The 16,980-nt window shown below is 62.7% G+C and carries 14 protein-coding genes and 2 pseudogenes; 13 read left to right on the top strand and 3 right to left on the bottom strand.

Translation table 11 applies throughout. The features are described 5' to 3' along the window. Positions 1 to 504: 504 nt before the first annotated feature. The 13 genes and pseudogenes from EAH73_RS23095 to EAH73_RS12525 form a co-directional block, all read left to right on the top strand. Positions 505 to 678 (top strand): annotated as a pseudogene (locus EAH73_RS23095) (hypothetical protein); the annotation flags it as partial. 617 nt (positions 679 to 1,295) lie between these two features. Then, positions 1,296 to 1,928 carry an aldehyde dehydrogenase iron-sulfur subunit PaoA gene (paoA, locus tag EAH73_RS12580; RefSeq protein WP_140467061.1) on the top strand — a complete coding sequence of 211 codons (633 nt, stop codon included), beginning with the start codon at positions 1,296 to 1,298 and terminating at the stop codon, positions 1,926 to 1,928. A gap of 12 nt (positions 1,929 to 1,940) precedes the next feature. Continuing rightward, positions 1,941 to 2,891 (top strand): FAD binding domain-containing protein, encoded by a 951-nt coding sequence (locus EAH73_RS12575; RefSeq protein ID WP_140467059.1) that lies wholly within the window; start codon positions 1,941 to 1,943, stop codon positions 2,889 to 2,891. A 2-nt stretch (positions 2,892 to 2,893) separates the two neighbouring features. Next, a complete protein-coding gene (paoC, locus tag EAH73_RS12570) occupies positions 2,894 to 5,101 on the top strand; it encodes an aldehyde oxidoreductase molybdenum-binding subunit PaoC (protein WP_140467057.1) in 2,208 nt (735 codons plus the stop codon). Positions 5,102 to 5,771: 670 nt separating this feature from the next. Beyond that, positions 5,772 to 6,185: a cupin domain-containing protein gene (locus tag EAH73_RS12565; protein ID WP_140467054.1), complete on the top strand. Its 414-nt coding sequence runs from the start codon at positions 5,772 to 5,774 to the stop codon at positions 6,183 to 6,185. 125 nt (positions 6,186 to 6,310) lie between these two features. After that, the gene (locus tag EAH73_RS12560; protein WP_205012998.1) at positions 6,311 to 6,979 is read left to right on the top strand and encodes a carboxymuconolactone decarboxylase family protein; all 669 of its coding nucleotides are present in this window, start codon (positions 6,311 to 6,313) and stop codon (positions 6,977 to 6,979) included. A gap of 44 nt (positions 6,980 to 7,023) precedes the next feature. Beyond that, on the top strand, positions 7,024 to 7,506 hold the full coding sequence (locus EAH73_RS12555) for a cupin domain-containing protein (RefSeq protein ID WP_140467050.1): 483 nt from the start codon (positions 7,024 to 7,026) through the stop codon (positions 7,504 to 7,506). A 48-nt stretch (positions 7,507 to 7,554) separates the two neighbouring features. Then, complete coding sequence (locus tag EAH73_RS12550; protein WP_205012997.1) at positions 7,555 to 8,532, top strand: helix-turn-helix domain-containing protein; 978 nt, start codon at positions 7,555 to 7,557, stop codon at positions 8,530 to 8,532. Between the two features lie 235 nt (positions 8,533 to 8,767). After that, entirely contained in the window at positions 8,768 to 9,415 is a 648-nt protein-coding gene (locus tag EAH73_RS12545; RefSeq protein ID WP_140467048.1) for a (2Fe-2S)-binding protein, read from the top strand. A gap of 4 nt (positions 9,416 to 9,419) precedes the next feature. Further along, the gene (locus EAH73_RS12540) at positions 9,420 to 10,406 is read left to right on the top strand and encodes an FAD binding domain-containing protein (RefSeq protein ID WP_140467046.1); all 987 of its coding nucleotides are present in this window, start codon (positions 9,420 to 9,422) and stop codon (positions 10,404 to 10,406) included. 41 nt (positions 10,407 to 10,447) lie between these two features. After that, positions 10,448 to 12,799: a xanthine dehydrogenase family protein molybdopterin-binding subunit gene (locus tag EAH73_RS12535; RefSeq protein WP_140467044.1), complete on the top strand. Its 2,352-nt coding sequence runs from the start codon at positions 10,448 to 10,450 to the stop codon at positions 12,797 to 12,799. Between the two features lie 304 nt (positions 12,800 to 13,103). Further along, the gene (locus tag EAH73_RS12530; protein ID WP_240047230.1) at positions 13,104 to 13,460 is read left to right on the top strand and encodes a cyclophilin-like fold protein; all 357 of its coding nucleotides are present in this window, start codon (positions 13,104 to 13,106) and stop codon (positions 13,458 to 13,460) included. A 305-nt stretch (positions 13,461 to 13,765) separates the two neighbouring features. Continuing rightward, a pseudogene (locus tag EAH73_RS12525) lies at positions 13,766 to 14,251 on the top strand (PQQ-dependent sugar dehydrogenase); the annotation flags it as partial. A gap of 120 nt (positions 14,252 to 14,371) precedes the next feature. Here EAH73_RS12525 and EAH73_RS12520 read toward each other — a convergent pair. The 3 genes from EAH73_RS12520 to EAH73_RS23090 form a co-directional block, all read right to left on the bottom strand. Next, the gene (locus tag EAH73_RS12520; protein WP_140467038.1) at positions 14,372 to 15,598 is read right to left on the bottom strand and encodes an MFS transporter; all 1,227 of its coding nucleotides are present in this window, start codon (positions 15,596 to 15,598) and stop codon (positions 14,372 to 14,374) included. A gap of 94 nt (positions 15,599 to 15,692) precedes the next feature. Continuing rightward, positions 15,693 to 16,463, bottom strand: a complete 771-nt coding sequence (locus EAH73_RS12515) for an SDR family oxidoreductase (protein WP_140467036.1) — start codon at positions 16,461 to 16,463, stop codon at positions 15,693 to 15,695. Between the two features lie 280 nt (positions 16,464 to 16,743). Further along, positions 16,744 to 16,980 (bottom strand): hypothetical protein (locus tag EAH73_RS23090; RefSeq protein WP_161599529.1); only part of this gene is annotated, 237 nt, incomplete at its 5' end.

Here is a 16,980-nt window from a genome sequence, read left to right as displayed (position 1 = left end):
GCGGCAGGCTCACTCGTTGCCCTTGGCATCTTGTACGGTGACATCGGTACTTCGTCCCCTTTACGGTGTGCAGCGTGTTTGTCAACCGGCTCGTGGCGGAAGAGGTGGTACTCGGCATCGCCAAGCAGGCCGATAACCAGGGCGAGGTAATGTCGCCTTATGCCTTGCTACGTCGCCTCAAATTAAGCTGGGCCTATCTGCGGTCCCTTATTGGACTAATTAATGTTAGTAATCAATACTATCCAAATATTAGCAAATAGCCAAGACTAACGCGTCGGTCGGCTATACGAGGGTTTTTGTAACCTGCTACCAGTGATAAGTGCTAAAGTCTATTATGCACTTTCGAGCTTTTTAGGCGTTGCCGAAAAATGGTCGATATGGAAGGAAGCTTGCTGCGACGCTTTCTCAGCCTCAGTGGACATGCCATAGGGTAAAAAGCAACACAGTAGCCAAAAAACTGCCTCAACTTGCTGGAAAGCGCATAACTAGCTCTACTGGCTCTACGACACGCCCATCCAGCGCTTCGTGCTCAACCAAGCCTTGAGCAACGGCGACTATAAAGTCACGTTCGACGACGCGAAGAAGCAGCTTGTGACCGACAGACGCTTTTCGTGCTGCGAGCACCAGACCCGCGCCTATGCCTTCGAAAACGAGGCACTGAAGCTTGGGGGTTGTTAAACAAATAGGGGAAAACCTCCGAGTCAGGCGAGTAACTGCATGATTCCATCTGTTGTTGCTTTAGTTTATAGATGGTTATCTACAAGGAAAGTAAAAGCATAGCCTTAATATTAGTTTTCGCTACCCTCTTCCGATGCTTTAAGGGGCGATAAAACTATCGTTCCTCGCTACTCTTACGGCACATTTTTACCTCATCATTAGTGTTTAAGCTGCTTGGATTGCGAGTCGGCGGGTTTCCCCTATTTGTTTAACAACATCGCTCCCTCTCAGGGAGGTTGCCCTCTTTGAAAAGTGTACTAATTGCTTTGAAAGCTGTACAAACGAGGGCGTGAGGGGCCAGTACCTTTACGAATAGCCCGCGTATAACCCTCACTGCCTTTTACTTATTCCTGATAAAATGGATAAGCTGCTGCCCGCCAAGTAGACCCTTGGGCGGCACCCCGGCGCGATTCGCCTGGGAGAGCAGCAAAAAGTGGGGGACAGGTAGGGCAGCAAACTATTGGTAGCGGTTGCACTGGCTTTTAGCGGCGCTGGAATGATAAAACAAGTAGCTGATTTATAGTTATTTATGTGAATAAAGAACTTGCTTCTCAAATAACGCACACAACGTATCGACCATGGATGAATCAAACGATTATCTGTTTAGCCGGCGGGAGATGCTGGTTAGCACGACCCTGGCCGTTACGGGCCTGGCCCTGCTGAACGTGACGGGCGCAGAGGCCGCCCCGGTGCCGGTTTCGCTGGCGAAGGTGTCGTTTGCCGTAAACGGCAAACCGCACCAGCTGGAACTGGACACCCGGACGACCCTGCTCGACACGCTGCGGGAACACCTGCACTTGACGGGTACCAAAAAAGGCTGCGACCATGGGCAGTGTGGGGCCTGCACGGTCCTGGTCAACGGCCGGCGCATCAACTCGTGCCTGTCGCTGGCCCTGCAACATGAGGACGATGCCATTACGACCATCGAGGGCCTCGGCACCCCGGATAAGCTGCACCCCATGCAGGCCGCCTTTATCAAGCACGATGGCTACCAGTGCGGCTACTGCACTCCCGGCCAGATTTGCTCGGCGGTGGCCGTGCTGGCCGAAATCAGGGCCGGCATGCCCAGCCACGTCAGTGCCAGCCTGCTGGAGCCGCCGCGGGCGACGAATATGGAACTGCGGGAGCGGATGAGCGGCAACATCTGCCGGTGCGGGGCCTACTCCAATATTGCCGAAGCGATGAGCGAAGTGGCCGGTAAAGACGCCTAAAACCAGCGAATCATGCAGACATTTACTTATGAGCGCGTGCGCACGCCCGCCGAAGCCGCCGCTGCCGCCGCCCGCACGCCGGGGGCGAAGTTCCTGGCCGGGGGCACCAACCTGCTCGATTTAATGAAGCTCGAAATCGAAACCCCGGCCCATATCATTGACGTGGGGAAAGTAGGGCTCGACAAAATCGAGCCTACCCCGGCTGGTGGCCTGCGCATCGGGGCGCTGGTCACCAACACCGACCTGGCGGACCACCGCACCGTGCGCCGGGATTACGGCCTGTTGTCCAGGGCCTTGCTGGCGGGGGCGTCGGGGCAGCTCCGCAACAAAGCCACCACCGCTGGCAACCTTTTGCAGCGCACCCGGTGCCCTTATTTTTACGACACCAACCAGCGCTGCAACAAGCGAGAACCTGGCAGCGGGTGCGCGGCCATCGCCGGCTACAGTCGCCAGTTGGGCATCATCGGGACCAGTGATGCCTGCATCGCCACCCACCCCAGCGACATGGCCGTGGCCATGCGGGCCCTCGACGCGGAAGTGGAAACGGTGAAAGCCAACGGCACGACCCGCACCATTCCCCTGGCCCAGTTCTACCGGCTGCCGGGCCAAACGCCCCACCTGGAAACAACCCTGGAGAAAAATGAGCTCATCACGGCGGTGCTGCTGCCGCCCCCCGTGGGCGGGGTGCACATCTACCAGAAGGTGCGCGACCGGTCCTCCTACGCCTTTGCGCTCGTCTCGGTCGGCGCGATTTTGCAGCAGGACGGCTCCGGCCGGATAGCCGTGGGGGGGGTAGCCCCCCGGCCCTGGCGCGTAGAAACGGCCGAAAAGCTGCTGCCGGCCGGCGCGAAAGCATTCACCGCGCAGCTGCTGCAAGGCGCCCGACCCACGAAAGAAAATGCCTATAAGCTGGCACTGGTGGAAAACACGGTAGCCGCCGTTTTAAACGAGGGGAAACACTAAGTATGAAATTTGAAACCCCCGCCGGCGTCAATCCCATTGACCAGCAGAAGGTTATTGGCCAGCCAGCCAGCCGCCTCGAAGGCCCGCTGAAAACGACCGGCACGGCGACCTATGCCTACGAGTACAACCGGGCCGCGCCGAAGCACGCCTACGGGTACGTGGTCGGGGCCGCCATTGCCAAAGGGCAAATCCGACGCATCGACCGGACCAAAGCCAAGGCCGCGCCCGGCGTGCTGGCCATCGTGACGGCGGCCGATGTCGGGCAGCTGCCGCCGGGGCAGTTCTACGTCGACCGCCTGCTGGCCGGGCCGGCCGTGGACCATTATCACCAGGCCGTGGCGGTGGTCGTAGCCAAGACCTTCGAGCAGGCCCGGGCCGCCGCGGCCCTGCTTAAGGTGACGTACATCGCAACGAAAGGGGCCTTCGACCTCGCGGCGGCCAAAGACGCGGCCCCCTTGCCCAAACCAGGGCCGTATTCAGGACCGTCGCAGACGAATGTCGGGGACTTCAAGGGCGCGTTCGCCGCGGCCCCCGTCAAGCTGGACGCCACCTACACCACCCCCGACCAGTCGCACGCCATGATGGAGCCCCACGCCACGATGGCCCATTGGGAAGGCGATAAGCTCACGTGCTGGTGTTCCTTGCAGCAGCTCAACTGGGGGGCGCGGGACCTGGGCACCATTCTGGGGATTCCGAAAGAAAATATCCGGCTCATTTCCGCGTATATCGGCGGGGGGTTCGGCGGGAAAGGCACGGCGCTGTCCGATATCGTGCTGGCCTCGTTGGCCGCGCGGGCCGCGGGCCGACCGGTGAAAGTAGCCTTGCCCAGGCCCTTGATTTTCAACAACACGACCCACCGGCCCGCCACCATTCAGCGCATTCGCCTCGGGGCCACGGCCGACGGCACCATCACCGCCATCGGGCACGAAAGCTGGTCGGGAAACATTCCCGGTGGCGGCACCGAGTCGACCACGGCCTCCACTAAGCTGCTGTACGCGGGGGCCAACCGGTTCACCGAATTGCGCCTGGCCGTGCTCAACCTGGCGGAAGGCAACGCCATGCGCGCGCCGGGCGAAGCCACCGGGATGATGGCCCTGGAAATTGCGATGGACGAGCTGGCGGAGAAACTGCAGATGGACCCGGTGGCGTTCCGCATCAAAAACGACACCCAGGTAGACCCCGAACACCCCGGTCGTCCCTTCTCCAGCCGGAAACTGGTCGAGTGCCTGCAAACGGGGGCCGACCGCTTTGGCTGGAGCAAGCGGGTGGCCAAACCCGGCACCGTGCAGGAGGGGCAGTGGTTAATCGGCGTGGGCGTGGCGGCGGCCATCCGGGGTGCGCCCGTTATGACGTCGGCCGCGCGGGTCCGCCTGAACCGCGACGGTATCGTGACGGTCGAAACGGACATGACCGACATCGGCACCGGCAGCTACACGATTATCGGGCAAACCGCGGCCGAGATGCTGGGCGTGGGGTTGGATAAGGTCGTCGTCAAACTGGGTGATTCGACTTTCCCGCAATCGCCGGGCTCGGGGGGGCAGTGGGGCGCGGCGTCGGCCACCTCGGGCGTTTACGCGGCCTGCCTGAAACTGCGCGAAGCCGTAGCCAAAGCTCTCGGCCTCAACCCCGAAGAAGCCCAATTTGCGAACGGGCAGGTGCTGGCGGGCAACCGTCACTACGCGCTGGGGGAGGCCGCTAAGGCGGCCGAGCTAGTGGCTGAAGATGCCATGACTTACGGCACGCTCGCGAGACAATATGCCCAGGACACGTTTGGGGCCCACTTCGTGGAGGTCGGCGTGAACCGGTACACCCACGAGATACGTGTCCGGCGAATGCTGGCCGTTTGCCACGCCGGGCGCATCCTGAATCCCAAAACCGCCCGCAGCCAAGTAATTGGCGCGATGACGATGGGGGTAGGCGCCGCGTTGATGGAACACTTGGTGGTAGACAAGCAAGTTGGCTTTTTTGTCAACCACGACCTGGCGGGGTACGAGGTGCCCGTTCATGCCGACATTCCGCATCAGGAGGTGGTGCTGCTGGAGGGCCTCGACCCCACCATGTCACCGATGAAAGCCAAAGGCATTGGCGAGCTGGGCCTAGTTGGCGTAGCCGCCGCCATCGCCAACGCGGTGTACAATGCCACCGGTGTCCGGGTTCGTGACTACCCCATCACCCTCGATAAGCTGCTTGGTAAAGTGAGCCTGATTTGATGGCTGTACAATTCCGAGGGGTAAGGGTGTATTTTCTGAGTCGAGATTCCGTACAATCTTAAGGGACAAGCAACTAGACGCCTTACTTGGAAAAAATGGCCCCTCGCCCAAGCCTGCACAAGCGCTTGAGCGAGGGGCCATTTTTTCAAGACGCCCAAACACTGCCCAGACGGCCTGAGCGCCATCCACGACTAGCATCTGCCCGACTACGCCGGGCTTCGAGGCCCCGTAGGCACCGCCCAGCGTACCGGGCCAACACGCTCGTGAATTCGGAGCAAGCTTTTTAGGCGCGTGCTCGGGATGCCACAGGTAACGGATGTTAAATCTGCCTGGCACGAGCCAACTGCCCTCGTCAAAGCCCGGCGGCCGCAGCTTCCCGAGCGCAAATGGCGCTACTTCCCGTTTGCTGATAGGGCCCCAACAAGGACCATCTTATCCCGGCGGCCTGCAACGCAACCCAATTCTTTGATTTGTATACAAATCCGTTTGAATTGCTTTTCTCTGGGGAGGAAAGCTAGGCTGACCTTTGCGCTACCCGGCCAGCAGGAGCGCAAGCCGTTGCGCTAATCGGATTTTCTGAGCGCAGGACGTGAGTTAGAGAAACCGCTGCTCCTGCCGTGCACTATTGCAGCCCCGCCTGGGGGCCCCACTTATCCTTTCTCCTTCGACCATGAGCGACGCCTCTCACACCCCCTCCTCTTCCCCGGCCGGCACCAAGCGCGGCCCGGCTGAATACTTCTCGGGCACGGCCTGGGTGACGATGCTAGCCGGCGATAACCCCACCGACTGCACCGTAGGCGACGTGACTTTTGAGCCGGGCTGCCGCAACAACTGGCACTCGCATCCCGCCGGGCAGATTCTGATTGTGACGGCAGGGCGGGGTTACTACCAGGCAAAGGGCCAGCCCGCCCAGCTGCTGCGAGCCGGCGACGCGGTGAGCATTGCGCCCGGTATCGTGCATTGGCACGGCGCGGCCCCCGATAGTCTCTTTACGCACCTGGCCATCAACCCCGCCACCAGCCAGGGCGTGGCCGACTGGCTCGAACCCGTGACGGACGAGGAATACCGGGCCGCGCACGGGTAACCCGTTTCTATTTATCAGCCCCGCCAGCTGTTTGCACTGATAATGAGTGTATTAATTCTGATTCTATGGAGCACCCCCGGCTGCTGGCCCGCGCTTTTCTGGCCATTTTCCTTCTCTTCCTATCTATGACTACTTCCGCCCAATCGTCTACCCCCCTTACCGTGCGCCAGCAAGCCCTCGTAACCGTTTCGGCCTACACCGCCACCGGCAATTTGCCCCGCCTGCACGCAGTGCTAAGCCAGGGCCTCGACGCGGGGCTGACGGTGAACGAGGCGAAAGAGGTACTGGTGCACCTGTACGCTTACTGCGGCTTTCCACGCAGCCTAAGTGGTATCAATACCCTGATGAACGTGCTGGACGAGCGCAAGGCCAAGGGCCTAAATGATGTGATGGGCAAAGAAGCGTCGCCCATCACCAGCACCGCGCCCAAGTACGAGCGCGGCAAAAAGAACCTGGAGCAGCTTACCGGCAAGCCCGAAACCGGGGCCAAAACCGGGGCCAACGCCTTCAGCCCGGAGAGCGACGTGTTCCTAAAGGAGCACCTGTTTGCCGACCTTTTTGAGCGCGACGTGCTCACGTTTCAGGAGCGGGAACTGGCTACCGTGGCGGCCCTTGTGAGCCTGGGTGGCGTCGAGCCGATGCTGGAGTTTCACCTCGGCGCGGCCCGGCACGTGGGCTTCACGGAAGCGCAGCTGCGGCAGCTCATCGGGCTCTGCGAAGCGGCCGTGGGCCAGCCCAAGGCCGAGGCCGCCCGCGCCGTACTGGCTAAAGTGCTGGCGACTAACCAGAAGTAAGCCACACACCTCTTCCGCTCTCCTTTCACCCATAGCTTATTCTTATGAAACGCTTTGCCCTAATCACCGCCCTGGCCCTTGGCATCGGCCTGGCCAGCTTCGCCCAGACTACGCCGAAAGCGCCCGCCGGGCCCCTAAGCGGCCCCTTTCAGAAGGGCGAGCGGGCCCCGGTGGCCAACTTTACGGGCGTGGTTTATGTGGCGACGCTGGTGAAAGACGCCCCGACTTTTAACTGCGCCAGCAGCAACGTCACGTTCACGCCGGGCGCCCGCTCGCACTGGCACACCCACGCGGCGGGCCAGATTCTTCTGGTCACCGAGGGAGTGGGCTACTACCAGGAAAAGGGCCAGCCCATCCGGCTGCTGCGCCAGGGCGAGGTGGTGCAGGCCCAGCCAGGCGTGGAGCACTGGCACGGCGCTTCGCCCCAGCAAGGCATGACGCATATCTCGCTCAACGTCAACACGGAGAAGGGCATCGTGGACTGGGGCCGGGCCGTGACCGACCAGGAGTACAACAGGTTTAAGTAGCCGGCCTCCAGCAAGCTGCTGCTCCCCAATCCCTAACCCGTTCATCCCATGGCTAAAACCAAACCGCAGCCCGCGCCGTTGGCAGAGGACGCGCACCAGCGCCGCTTGCTGGCCAAAGCGTTAAGCAACCCCATGACCGACTCCCGCGCCTTCACCGAGCCCTCCCGCTACCACCTCGGCGAAGACGTGGAGGTGCTGACCATGCACGAGGCGCGCTGCGGCCTGAGCAATTTCAACCGCCGCGATAAATTCAAGGTGGTGCTGGTGCTGGAAGGCACCAACGAGCTGCACTATGCCAACCGCAGCTACCTCGTGGACCGGCCCGCGCTGGTGTTCACCAACCGCCTGATTCCGTATGCCTGGGAGGTGCCCGCGGGCTTCCACGAGCAGCAGGGCTACCTGTGCTGCTTTTCCGAGTCGTTTTTGCACTCGTCGATGCGGGGGGTGAGCCTGAAAGACCTGGTGCTGTACAAGGTGGACGGCAACCCCGTCTACTTCCTTAACAACGAGCAGGTGCGCTACTTCACCGACGCCTTCACCCGCATGCGGCGCGACCTGGAGTCGGACTACGCGCACAAGGAAGACTTGCTGCGCAACCAGCTCTCCATCATCATCCACGAGGCCGCCCGCCTCGAGCCGGCCACGCCCCAGCACGCGGCGGCCAATGCCGCCGAGCGCATCACGGCGCTGTTTCAAAACCTGCTGGAAGTGCAGTTTCCCATCACGGCGCAGCTGCGCGAGCCGGTGCTCAAATCGGCCAGCGACTACGCCGACCGCATGGCCGTGCACGTCAACCACCTGAACGCCATGGTGAAGGAGGTCACGGGCAAGTCCACCAGCACGCACATCAACGAGCGCCTGGTAATGGAAGCCCAGCTGTTGCTGGCCCACACCGACTGGGGCGTGGGCGAAATTGCCTACAGCCTGGGTTTTGAGTACCCCACGTACTTCAACAATTTCTTCAAGAAGCACACCAGCCTCACGCCGCTCACGTTTCGCCGCGCGCGGGTACCGGCCACCCAGTAGGGGCCTTTTTGCCTCGGGGTGTGCACTCTTCGAAAAGTGTACTAATCCAGTTGAAAGTTGTATAAACGAGGGGATAAGGGGCCAATACCTTTACGAATAGCCCGCGTATACTCTTCACAGTCCTTTGCTTATTCCTGCAGAATGGATGAGTTGCTGCCCGCCAAATAGCCCCTTGGGCGGCGCCCCGGCGCGGTTCGCCTGGGGGGAAATTTTCTTGTTATTTAGTCACTATCCCATGTCTGATTTATTCCCTGACGCCCAGCCCGAGGCGGCGCGGCCGAATGACGGTTCGCGCCGCACGTTCATGCAGCAAGCCGGCGGCATCCTGGGTTTTGCCCTAGCCTCGCCCATTGCCAGCCAGGCCGAATCGCTGGCTGGCAAGCTGGCCCCGGTCAATCCCGTCGTGTCGGGGGCCAGCCCGTTGCAGCTCAGCATCAACGGCCAAGTGCGCAACCTGACCCTGGAGCCCCGCGTGACGCTGCTCGACGCCCTGCGCGAGTACCTGGACCTGACCGGCACCAAAAAAGGCTGCGACCACGGCCAGTGCGGCGCCTGCACCGTGCACGTCGATGGCCAGCGCGTCAACTCCTGCCTGACCCTGGCCGTGATGGCCAAAGGCAAGGAAATAACCACCATTGAGGGCCTGGCCAAGGGCGATGCGCTGCACCCCATGCAGGAGGCCTTCCTCAAGCACGACGGCTTCCAGTGCGGCTACTGCACGCCGGGCCAAATCATGTCGGGCGTGGCCTGCGTGAAGGAAGGCCACGCCACCACCGACGGCCAGGCCCGCGAGTGGATGAGCGGCAACATCTGCCGCTGCGGCGCCTACCCCAACATTCTGGCCGCCGTGCGCGAAGTAGCTGGCCAACCCACTAAAGGCTAACATTGTGAATAATTTCAGCTACACCCAGGCCACTGCGGCCAAAGAAGCTACCGGCCGGCTCAAGGACCAGCCCCAGGCCGCCTACATTGCCGGCGGCACCACCTTGCTGGATATGATGAAGGCCAACCTGACGGAGCCCCCGCAGCTGGTTGACATCAACCTGCTGCCTTTCAAGGGCATCGAGCAAACCAAGGACGGGCTGCGCATCGGGGCGATGGAACGCATGAACGCCGTGGGCGAGAACCCGCTGGTGAAGTCGCAGTACCCGGCCGTGTCGGAGTCGCTGCTGCTGGCGGCCTCGCCGCAGCTGCGCAACATGGCCAGCATTGGAGGTAACATCTTGCAGCGCACGCGCTGCGGCTACTTTCGTGACGAGGCCTTTCCGTGCAACAAGCGCGTGCCCGGCTCGGGCTGCCCGGCCCTGACGGGCGATAACCACAACCTGGCCGTGCTGGGCGTGAGCGATACCTGCATTGCCAACGCCTACCCCGGCGACTTGTCGGTGGTCCTGGCCGCGCTCGACGCCGTGCTGACCCTGGAGAATGCCAAGGGCAAGCAGCGCCAGGTGCCCGTCACCGAGTTTTACCTGTTGCCCGGCAAAACCCCGGAAAAGGAAAACGTGCTGGAGCCCGGCGAGTTGATTGTGGCCGTGACAATTCCGGCCGCGGCCCACGCCCAGCGCTCCACCTACCTGAAGGTGCGTGAGCGCAGCAGCTACGCCTATGCGCTGGCCTCGGCCGCAGTGGGGCTCGATGTGCAGGGTGGTACCATCCGCTCGGCGCGCGTGGCGCTGGGGGGGGTAGGGGCGCAGCCCTGGCGCTCGCGCGAAGCCGAAAAGGCTTTGGTAGGGCAACCGGCCACGGAAGCCACGTTTAAGGCCGCCGCCGCTGCTGCGCTGCAAGGGGCCCAGCCCCGCAAGGAAAACGCCTACAAAGTGGAGCTGGCGCAGAACACGCTGGTGCGCGCCTTGCAGCAAGTGGCGGGGGTTTAGCCAGCTGCTATCTCCTTATTTATCAGCTAGTAATTCTTAGTATGGATACCGAAACAGCCTTCTTCGAAACGCCCCCCCAACTAGTGGCCGTGGGCCAGCCCCTGAGCCGGGTCGATGGCCGGGCCAAAGTGACGGGCGCCGCCAAGTACTCGGCCGAGTACAACCACCTGCCCGGGTTGGTACACGCCGTTGTTAAAACCAGCGACGTGGCCAAGGGCCGCGTGACCAGCATCGACGCCAGCGCGGCCCAGCGCGAGCCGGGCGTGCTGGCCATCCTCACCCACCAGAACTTGCCCAAGCCGGCCAAAACGGCGGAAACCAAAGAAGGCCAGGAAGCCATCGGCATGGCGGTGCAGATGACGTTTATGCCGCTGCAATCGGACCAGGTATTCTACGCCGGCCAGCCGGTGGCCATCGTGGTGGCCGATACGCTGGAGCACGCCCAGCACGCCGCCGCCAAGCTGCGCGTGACCGTGACCCCGGAAGCGCCCGTGGCCTCGTACCAGGACCCCAAAGCGAAGCTCTTCAACCCCGGCGGCAAGCCCGATGCCGATGCCGAGGGCACCAAGCGCCGCGGCAAGGCCGCCGCAGCTTTCGCCGCCGCGCCGGCCCAGGTGACGGCCACCTACACCCACGCCACCAACCACCACAACCCGATGGAGCCGAGCGCCACCATCGCCCACTGGGAGGCCGCCGACCGACTCACCGTCTACGACGCGACGCAGGGCGTCTCGTGGCAGCAGCGCGCCCTGAGCGGCTACCTGGGTTTGCCACAGGACCAGGTGCGCGTGATAACCAAGTACTTAGGGGGCGGCTTCGGCTGCAAGGGGCCCATCTGGCCCCACAGCGTGCTCACGGTGCTCACGGCCAAGGCGGTGGGCCGGCCGGTGAAGCTGGTGCTTACCCGCCCGCAGATGTTTACCAGCGTGGGCCACCGCGAAGACCAGGAGCAGACCCTGCGCCTGGGCGCCACCAAAGAAGGTAAGCTGCTGGCGCTGCTGCACGAAAAGACGTCCACCACCTCGCAGTGGGACGACTACGCCGAGTCGAACAGCAAGATGATGGGCATGCTCTACCAGTGCCCGGCCTTCGAAGCCACCACCAAGCTGGCGCGGGCCAACGTGATGACGCCCACCTGGATGCGGGCCCCCGGCGAAGCGCCCGGCTCGTTTGCGTTGGAAAGCTCGATGGACGATTTGGCCTACCAGCTGGGCATCGACCCGGTGCAGATTCGGCTGCGCAACTACGCCGACAAAGACCCGAGCACGGGCAAGCCCTGGAGCAGCAAGAGCCTAAAAGAGTGCTACGAGCGCGGTGCCGAGCTGTTTGGCTGGAGCAAGCGCAACCCCAAAAACGGCCTGACCCGCGACGGCAAGTACCTCGTGGGCTGGGGCATGGCCACGGCCACCTACCCGGTTAATAACTCGCAGGGCAATGCCCGGGTGCGCCTCTACGCCGACGGCCACGCCGTGGTGCAGGTGGCGGCCACCGACCTGGGCACGGGTACCTACACCGTCATCACGCAGGTAGCGGCCGACTGCCTGGGCCTGGCGCCCGACAAAGTGCGCTTCGAGTTGGGCGACTCGGTGCTGCCGACCACCAACATCTCGGGCGGCTCGATGGGGGCCGGCACGTTCGCCTCGTCGGTGTACACGGCCGCGCAGGACTTGTGGCAGAAGCTCACCAAAATGGCCGTTATGGACGCCAAATCACCGCTCTTCCGCGCCAAACCCGCCGATGTGGCGGTGGTGAAAGGACGCTTGCAGCTCAAGGCGAATCCGAGCAAAGGCGAGGAGTTTGCGGCCCTGATGAAGCGCGGCAACATGACTGACGTCGAAGGCTTTGGCCAGGGCAAATATGGCGCGGGCTACGAGACGGGCCTAGCCACTGGCCCAGCCAAATCGGATGACGCCGGCAAGGAAGATGGCGGGGGCCACGCCATGCACGCCTTCGGGGCCCACTTCTGCGAGGTGCGCGTGGACCCCGAGCTGGGCACCATCCGCGTAACCAAGTGGGTAAGCGTGGTGGCCGGCGGGCGCATTCTGAACCCCAAAACGGCCCGCTCGCAGGTGATTGGCGGGGCTACGATGGGCATCGGCGCGGCCCTGATGGAGCAAACCGTGCGCGACCCGAACCTGGCCCGCTACACCAACGCCAACCTGGCCGACTACCACGTGCCCGTCAACGCCGACATCCCGGACCTGACGGTGGAATTCATCGACGAGCACGACCCCTACGTGAATGCGCTGGGCGTGAAGGGCATCGGCGAAATTGCCATTGTGGGCACCGCTGCGGCCGTGGGCAACGCCATTTTTCACGCCACCGGCCGCCGCCTGCGCGATTTGCCCATGACGCCTAACAAGGTACTGGCCGCGATGAGCCAGCCCGTGTAATCGCCCCCGGATTTACGGTCCAACAACCGACCGTCATGCGTTGCTTTTACGCCGCATGACGGTCGTTGGGGCCCCTGGCCACCGGGGTCTAGCCCGGGGCCCTTTGAGATGCATACATAGTCCGTTGAATGCTGTAAGACTACTGGTTAAGCCGGCGGGCGGCTTTGTATTGCCCATTCACAGCATCCATTCCTACGTCATGAAACGTCCCCGGCTGCTCTTGCTGTCCTTTCTGCTCCTGTTGGTGCTGGCTGAAGATTGCAAAAGCAATACCCCCGAACCGGACATTTCCACCTTGCCCATTATGAGCCGTCAACTTCGCATTCGGGTTGGTTCCGATACGTTCACCGCGACGCTGTTTGACAATCCGACCAATACCGCCTTCGTGGCCCGCCTACCCCTCACCGTTTCGATGACGGAACTCAACGGCAACGAGAAGTACTGCGACCTGCCCCAAGGCCTGCCCACCAGCGCCGTTAACCCCGGCACAATTCAGGCGGGCGACCTGCTGCTCTACGGCTTCAACACGCTGGTAATTTTCTACGAAACGTTTTCGACCTCGTACCGCTACACCCGCATGGGGCGCCTCGACAACCCCGCCGGGCTGGCCACGGCCCTGGGCCGGGGCAACGTGACCGTCACGTTTGAGGTGCAGCCCTAGCGCCGCCGCGCCCGATTAGGCTGGCTCCGGGGCCCCATCGTGCGGGCACAGGGGGGCAGGCGGGCCGGGGTCAACTTTAAATGTTTAATCGACTTAGCCACAGTGGCTAACGGCAGCGCCTAGCTTCCCGCTGTTTTGATCTCACTTTCGACAATGCGCTTATGCTAGCTACCAGTTGGCGGGAAACTGTCTGGCAGCAGGCCGTGCGCTTGCTGCCCCCGGCCACGGACAAGCGGCAGCCACGGCCAGCCACGCGGCCCGATTTCGGCCTCGATGCGCTCGACCTCGTGGAACTGGTGCAGGTAGAGCAGCATTCCATCGGCCACCGCAACCCGCAGGGCCTGGCCATTCACCCCACCACCGGGGAGGTGTGGCAAAGCGAGCACGGCCCCCGCGGCGGCGACGAGCTCAACCGCCTCCAGGCGGGCGCCAACTACGGCTGGCCCACCATTGGCTACGGCCTGGAATACAGCGGCCAGCCCGTCGGGAGCGGCAGAACGCAACGCCAGGGCTTGGAGCAGCCGGTGTACTACTGGGACCCGGTGGTGTCGCCCAGCGGCATGGCCTTCTACACCGGCAACTGCATCGCCGAGTGGCAGAACAACCTGTTCATCGGCGCGCTCAGCGGCCAGCACCTGCTGCGCCTGGTCATCGACAACAACCGGGTGGTGGGCGAAGAACGGCTGCTGGCCAGCGAAGGGCAGCGCTTCCGCGACGTGACCCAGGGCACGGACGGGGCCCTGTACACCGTCACGGACCAGGGCCGCTTGTACCGGCTAGACCGCCCGTAGGGCTTTGTATTAGAAAACACTAAAAGGCCTCTTGCTTGCTAGCAAGAGGCCTTTTTTGGTAAACGAACTGGTCCAGCGAGGTGATTCAGTGGCCCGCTATATGCATCGGGCCACTTGCATTTAGCGAGCCACCAGTTCAGCCGGCATAGGTTGCGCCGCGACCACTCGGGTAGTCGCCTTCCGGAAAGCCAGCCAGGCCACCAGTGCGGCCAGCAGGGTAATTACGCTGCTACCCACGTATACCCCGACCGCGCCCGTCAGGTCGAAGAGCAGCCCCCCCACGGCCGCGCCGATGGTGATGGCCAATTGCGTAGTAGCCACCTGCAGGCCGCCGCCGCTTTCGGCCTCGTCGGGCAGCGTGCGGGTCAGCCAGGTGGGCCAGCCCACCTGCACTACCCCAAACGTCAGGCCCCAAAAGGCTACCAGCACCGACGCCACCACCGGCTGCCGGCCAAACAGCACCAGCCCCGCTACCACCAGGCCCATCAGCAGCGGCATGAGCACCAGCGAGCGGGCCAGGCTGCGGCTCAGCAGGTGCCGGGCCAGCACCGTGCCCGCCAGGTTGGCTAGCCCAAACCCGAGCAGCATCGTGGTTAAGGTATTGACAGTAACACCGGTTACGGTTTCTAGAAAAGGCCGCAGGTAGGTGAAAAACGTCGCGTAGCCCATGAATACGAACAGCGTGGCCAGCATGCCGGGCCAGACGCTGCGCCGTTTCAGCAGCTGCACCAGGGTGCCCAGGCCCGCCGGCTGGTCGGGGGCCATGGCCGGCAAGGTGAGGGCCTGCCAGGTAAAGGCCAGGGCCCCCAGCCCGGCGGCCATCTCAAACACCAGGCGCCAGCCCAAAAGCCCCCCTAGGAAGCTGCCCAGCGGCGCGGCCACCACCGTAGCCACCGACAACGCCCCAAAAATGGTGGACAGCGCCTTGGGCACGTCCTTCGCCGGCACCAGGCGCAGGGCCACGGCCGCCGACATGGCCCAGAACCCGCCAATGGCCACCCCCAGCAGCACCCGCCCGATGGTGAGCACCAGAAAGTTGGGCGCAAAGGCCACCAGCGCATTCGACAGCACCTGCAGCACCGAAAACGACAGCAGCACCCAGCGCCGGTCGAGGCCCTTGGTCAGCACGGCGATAAGTAGGCTGGCTACCATGGCTACCACCGCCGTTATCGAAATGGCCTGTCCGGCCAGGCCTTCTGTAATGGCCAGGTCACGGGCCATCGGGGTGAGCAGGCTCACGGGTAGAAACTCGGAGGTAATCAGGCCCGCTACCCCCAGGGCCAGAGCAAACACCGCGTTCCAGGCGGGCTTTGGGGGCTGGGCAATAGTATTGGGTTGTTGTATCATAGCAGGTTGAGTGATTGTCTGGTAAAAAGGTTGCGCCGCCCCGGCGTACGAACGGTACCGTTCGTACGCCGGGGCGGCGCAGCGAAAAGGGAGGTTAGGCCGTCTGGCCGCCGTCCACCACCAGGGCGTGGCCCACGGTGAAGCCGCCCAGGTCGGAGCACAGCCAGAGCACTGCGCTGGCGATTTCCTCGGGCTTGCCGGCGCGGCCAATCGGCTCTTCCTCGTTGATTTTTTCGCGGCCTTCGGGGGTGCCGCCGCTGAAGCGGTCCATCATCGGGGTGTCGATGTAGCCGGGGCACACGGCGTTGATGCGGATGTTGTGCTTGGCGTAGTCCAGCGCCGCCGACTTGGTGAGGCCGATGATGCCAAACTTGGCCGCCGAATAAGCGGCTTGCCCGGGAATCCCCATCACGCCCGCCCCCGACGAGGTGTTGACGATGGCCCCGCCGCCCTGCTTAAGTAGCAGCGGCAACTCGTACTTCATGCACAGGAACACACCCCGCAGGTCCGTATTCACAATGCGCTCCCACTCGTCCTCCTCGATGGCGTCGATGGGCATTTTTTCCTGCTCCACGCCCGCGTTATTGAAGGCGTAGTCGAGGCGGCCGAAGTGCTCGATGGTTTTGTGCAGCGCCGCCTGAATGTCGGCCGAGTGCAGCACGTCGCACGTGACGGCCAGGGCCTGGCCGCCGCCGGCCTCAATCAGCCGCACGGTTTGCTGGGTATCTTCGGCCGAGATATCGGCGGCTACCACGCAGGCTCCTTGCTGGGCAAAAGCCAGCGCCGTGGCGCGGCCAATGCCGGTACCAGCGCCCGTAATAAACGCCACCTTGCCGGCGAATTCTCCTGTTTGGTTGCTTGACATAGCTCCTTTGATTAGGGTTGATGGCAATAAATGCCGGCAATGCGCGGCGGCTTCCTGCTGCCACGCGCTACCCGTTCGCCGCCGGCTGTCTCAGCCTGCGAACGACCTTACAAAGGTCTCGCCCCGCAAAAGCAACTGGTAACGACAATCAAAGGGGTTTGTAATGGTTTCAAATAACAAGACCGGTGTGTTGTTCGTGTCTCATCCTAAAATCATACCCTCCTTCAACTGAACGGAGCGCGTTTACCTTCCGACCGTTTTCTTGAATTAGAGAGTCTACTTAGGCAGCGAACTCCGAGAATCCCAAACTGAAGCGCAATCCCTGCGGACTGACCTCTTTGAATGCCTCCTTCAGGGCTTCCGAGACAAATATTGACTCTTCTCCGAAGCGGTACATGTCCAACCCACGGCCGCTGTAGGCTTCAATGGCATCGGTTTCAAGCGAGCGGTGGATGCGGACTTCTAAATAATTGTCCCGGACGAGGTGGCGCACGCCATCCGTCACCGTGACCGCACG

Source organism: Hymenobacter nivis (assembly GCF_006439025.1).
Taxonomy (GTDB): domain Bacteria; phylum Bacteroidota; class Bacteroidia; order Cytophagales; family Hymenobacteraceae; genus Hymenobacter; species Hymenobacter nivis_A.
The sequence above is the reverse complement of the archived record's forward strand: the minus strand, read 5'-3'. Positions and strand labels throughout refer to the sequence as shown.

Bases quoted from the DNA above. Each gene is read 5' to 3' on its own strand.
- EAH73_RS12565 (WP_140467054.1), top strand. From the start codon at position 5,772: ATGAGCGACGCCTCTCACACCCCCTCCTCTTCCCCGGCCGGCACCAAG.
- EAH73_RS12535 (WP_140467044.1), top strand. From the start codon at position 10,448: ATGGATACCGAAACAGCCTTCTTCGAAACGCCCCCCCAACTAGTGGCC.
- EAH73_RS12545 (WP_140467048.1), top strand. From the start codon at position 8,768: ATGTCTGATTTATTCCCTGACGCCCAGCCCGAGGCGGCGCGGCCGAAT.
- EAH73_RS12520 (WP_140467038.1), bottom strand. From the start codon at position 15,598: ATGATACAACAACCCAATACTATTGCCCAGCCCCCAAAGCCCGCCTGG.
- EAH73_RS12555 (WP_140467050.1), top strand. From the start codon at position 7,024: ATGAAACGCTTTGCCCTAATCACCGCCCTGGCCCTTGGCATCGGCCTG.
- EAH73_RS12560 (WP_205012998.1), top strand. From the start codon at position 6,311: ATGACTACTTCCGCCCAATCGTCTACCCCCCTTACCGTGCGCCAGCAA.
- paoA (WP_140467061.1), top strand. From the start codon at position 1,296: ATGGATGAATCAAACGATTATCTGTTTAGCCGGCGGGAGATGCTGGTT.
- paoC (WP_140467057.1), top strand. From the start codon at position 2,894: ATGAAATTTGAAACCCCCGCCGGCGTCAATCCCATTGACCAGCAGAAG.
- EAH73_RS12515 (WP_140467036.1), bottom strand. From the start codon at position 16,463: ATGTCAAGCAACCAAACAGGAGAATTCGCCGGCAAGGTGGCGTTTATT.
- EAH73_RS12575 (WP_140467059.1), top strand. From the start codon at position 1,941: ATGCAGACATTTACTTATGAGCGCGTGCGCACGCCCGCCGAAGCCGCC.
- EAH73_RS12550 (WP_205012997.1), top strand. From the start codon at position 7,555: ATGGCTAAAACCAAACCGCAGCCCGCGCCGTTGGCAGAGGACGCGCAC.
- EAH73_RS12530 (WP_240047230.1), top strand. From the start codon at position 13,104: ATGAGCCGTCAACTTCGCATTCGGGTTGGTTCCGATACGTTCACCGCG.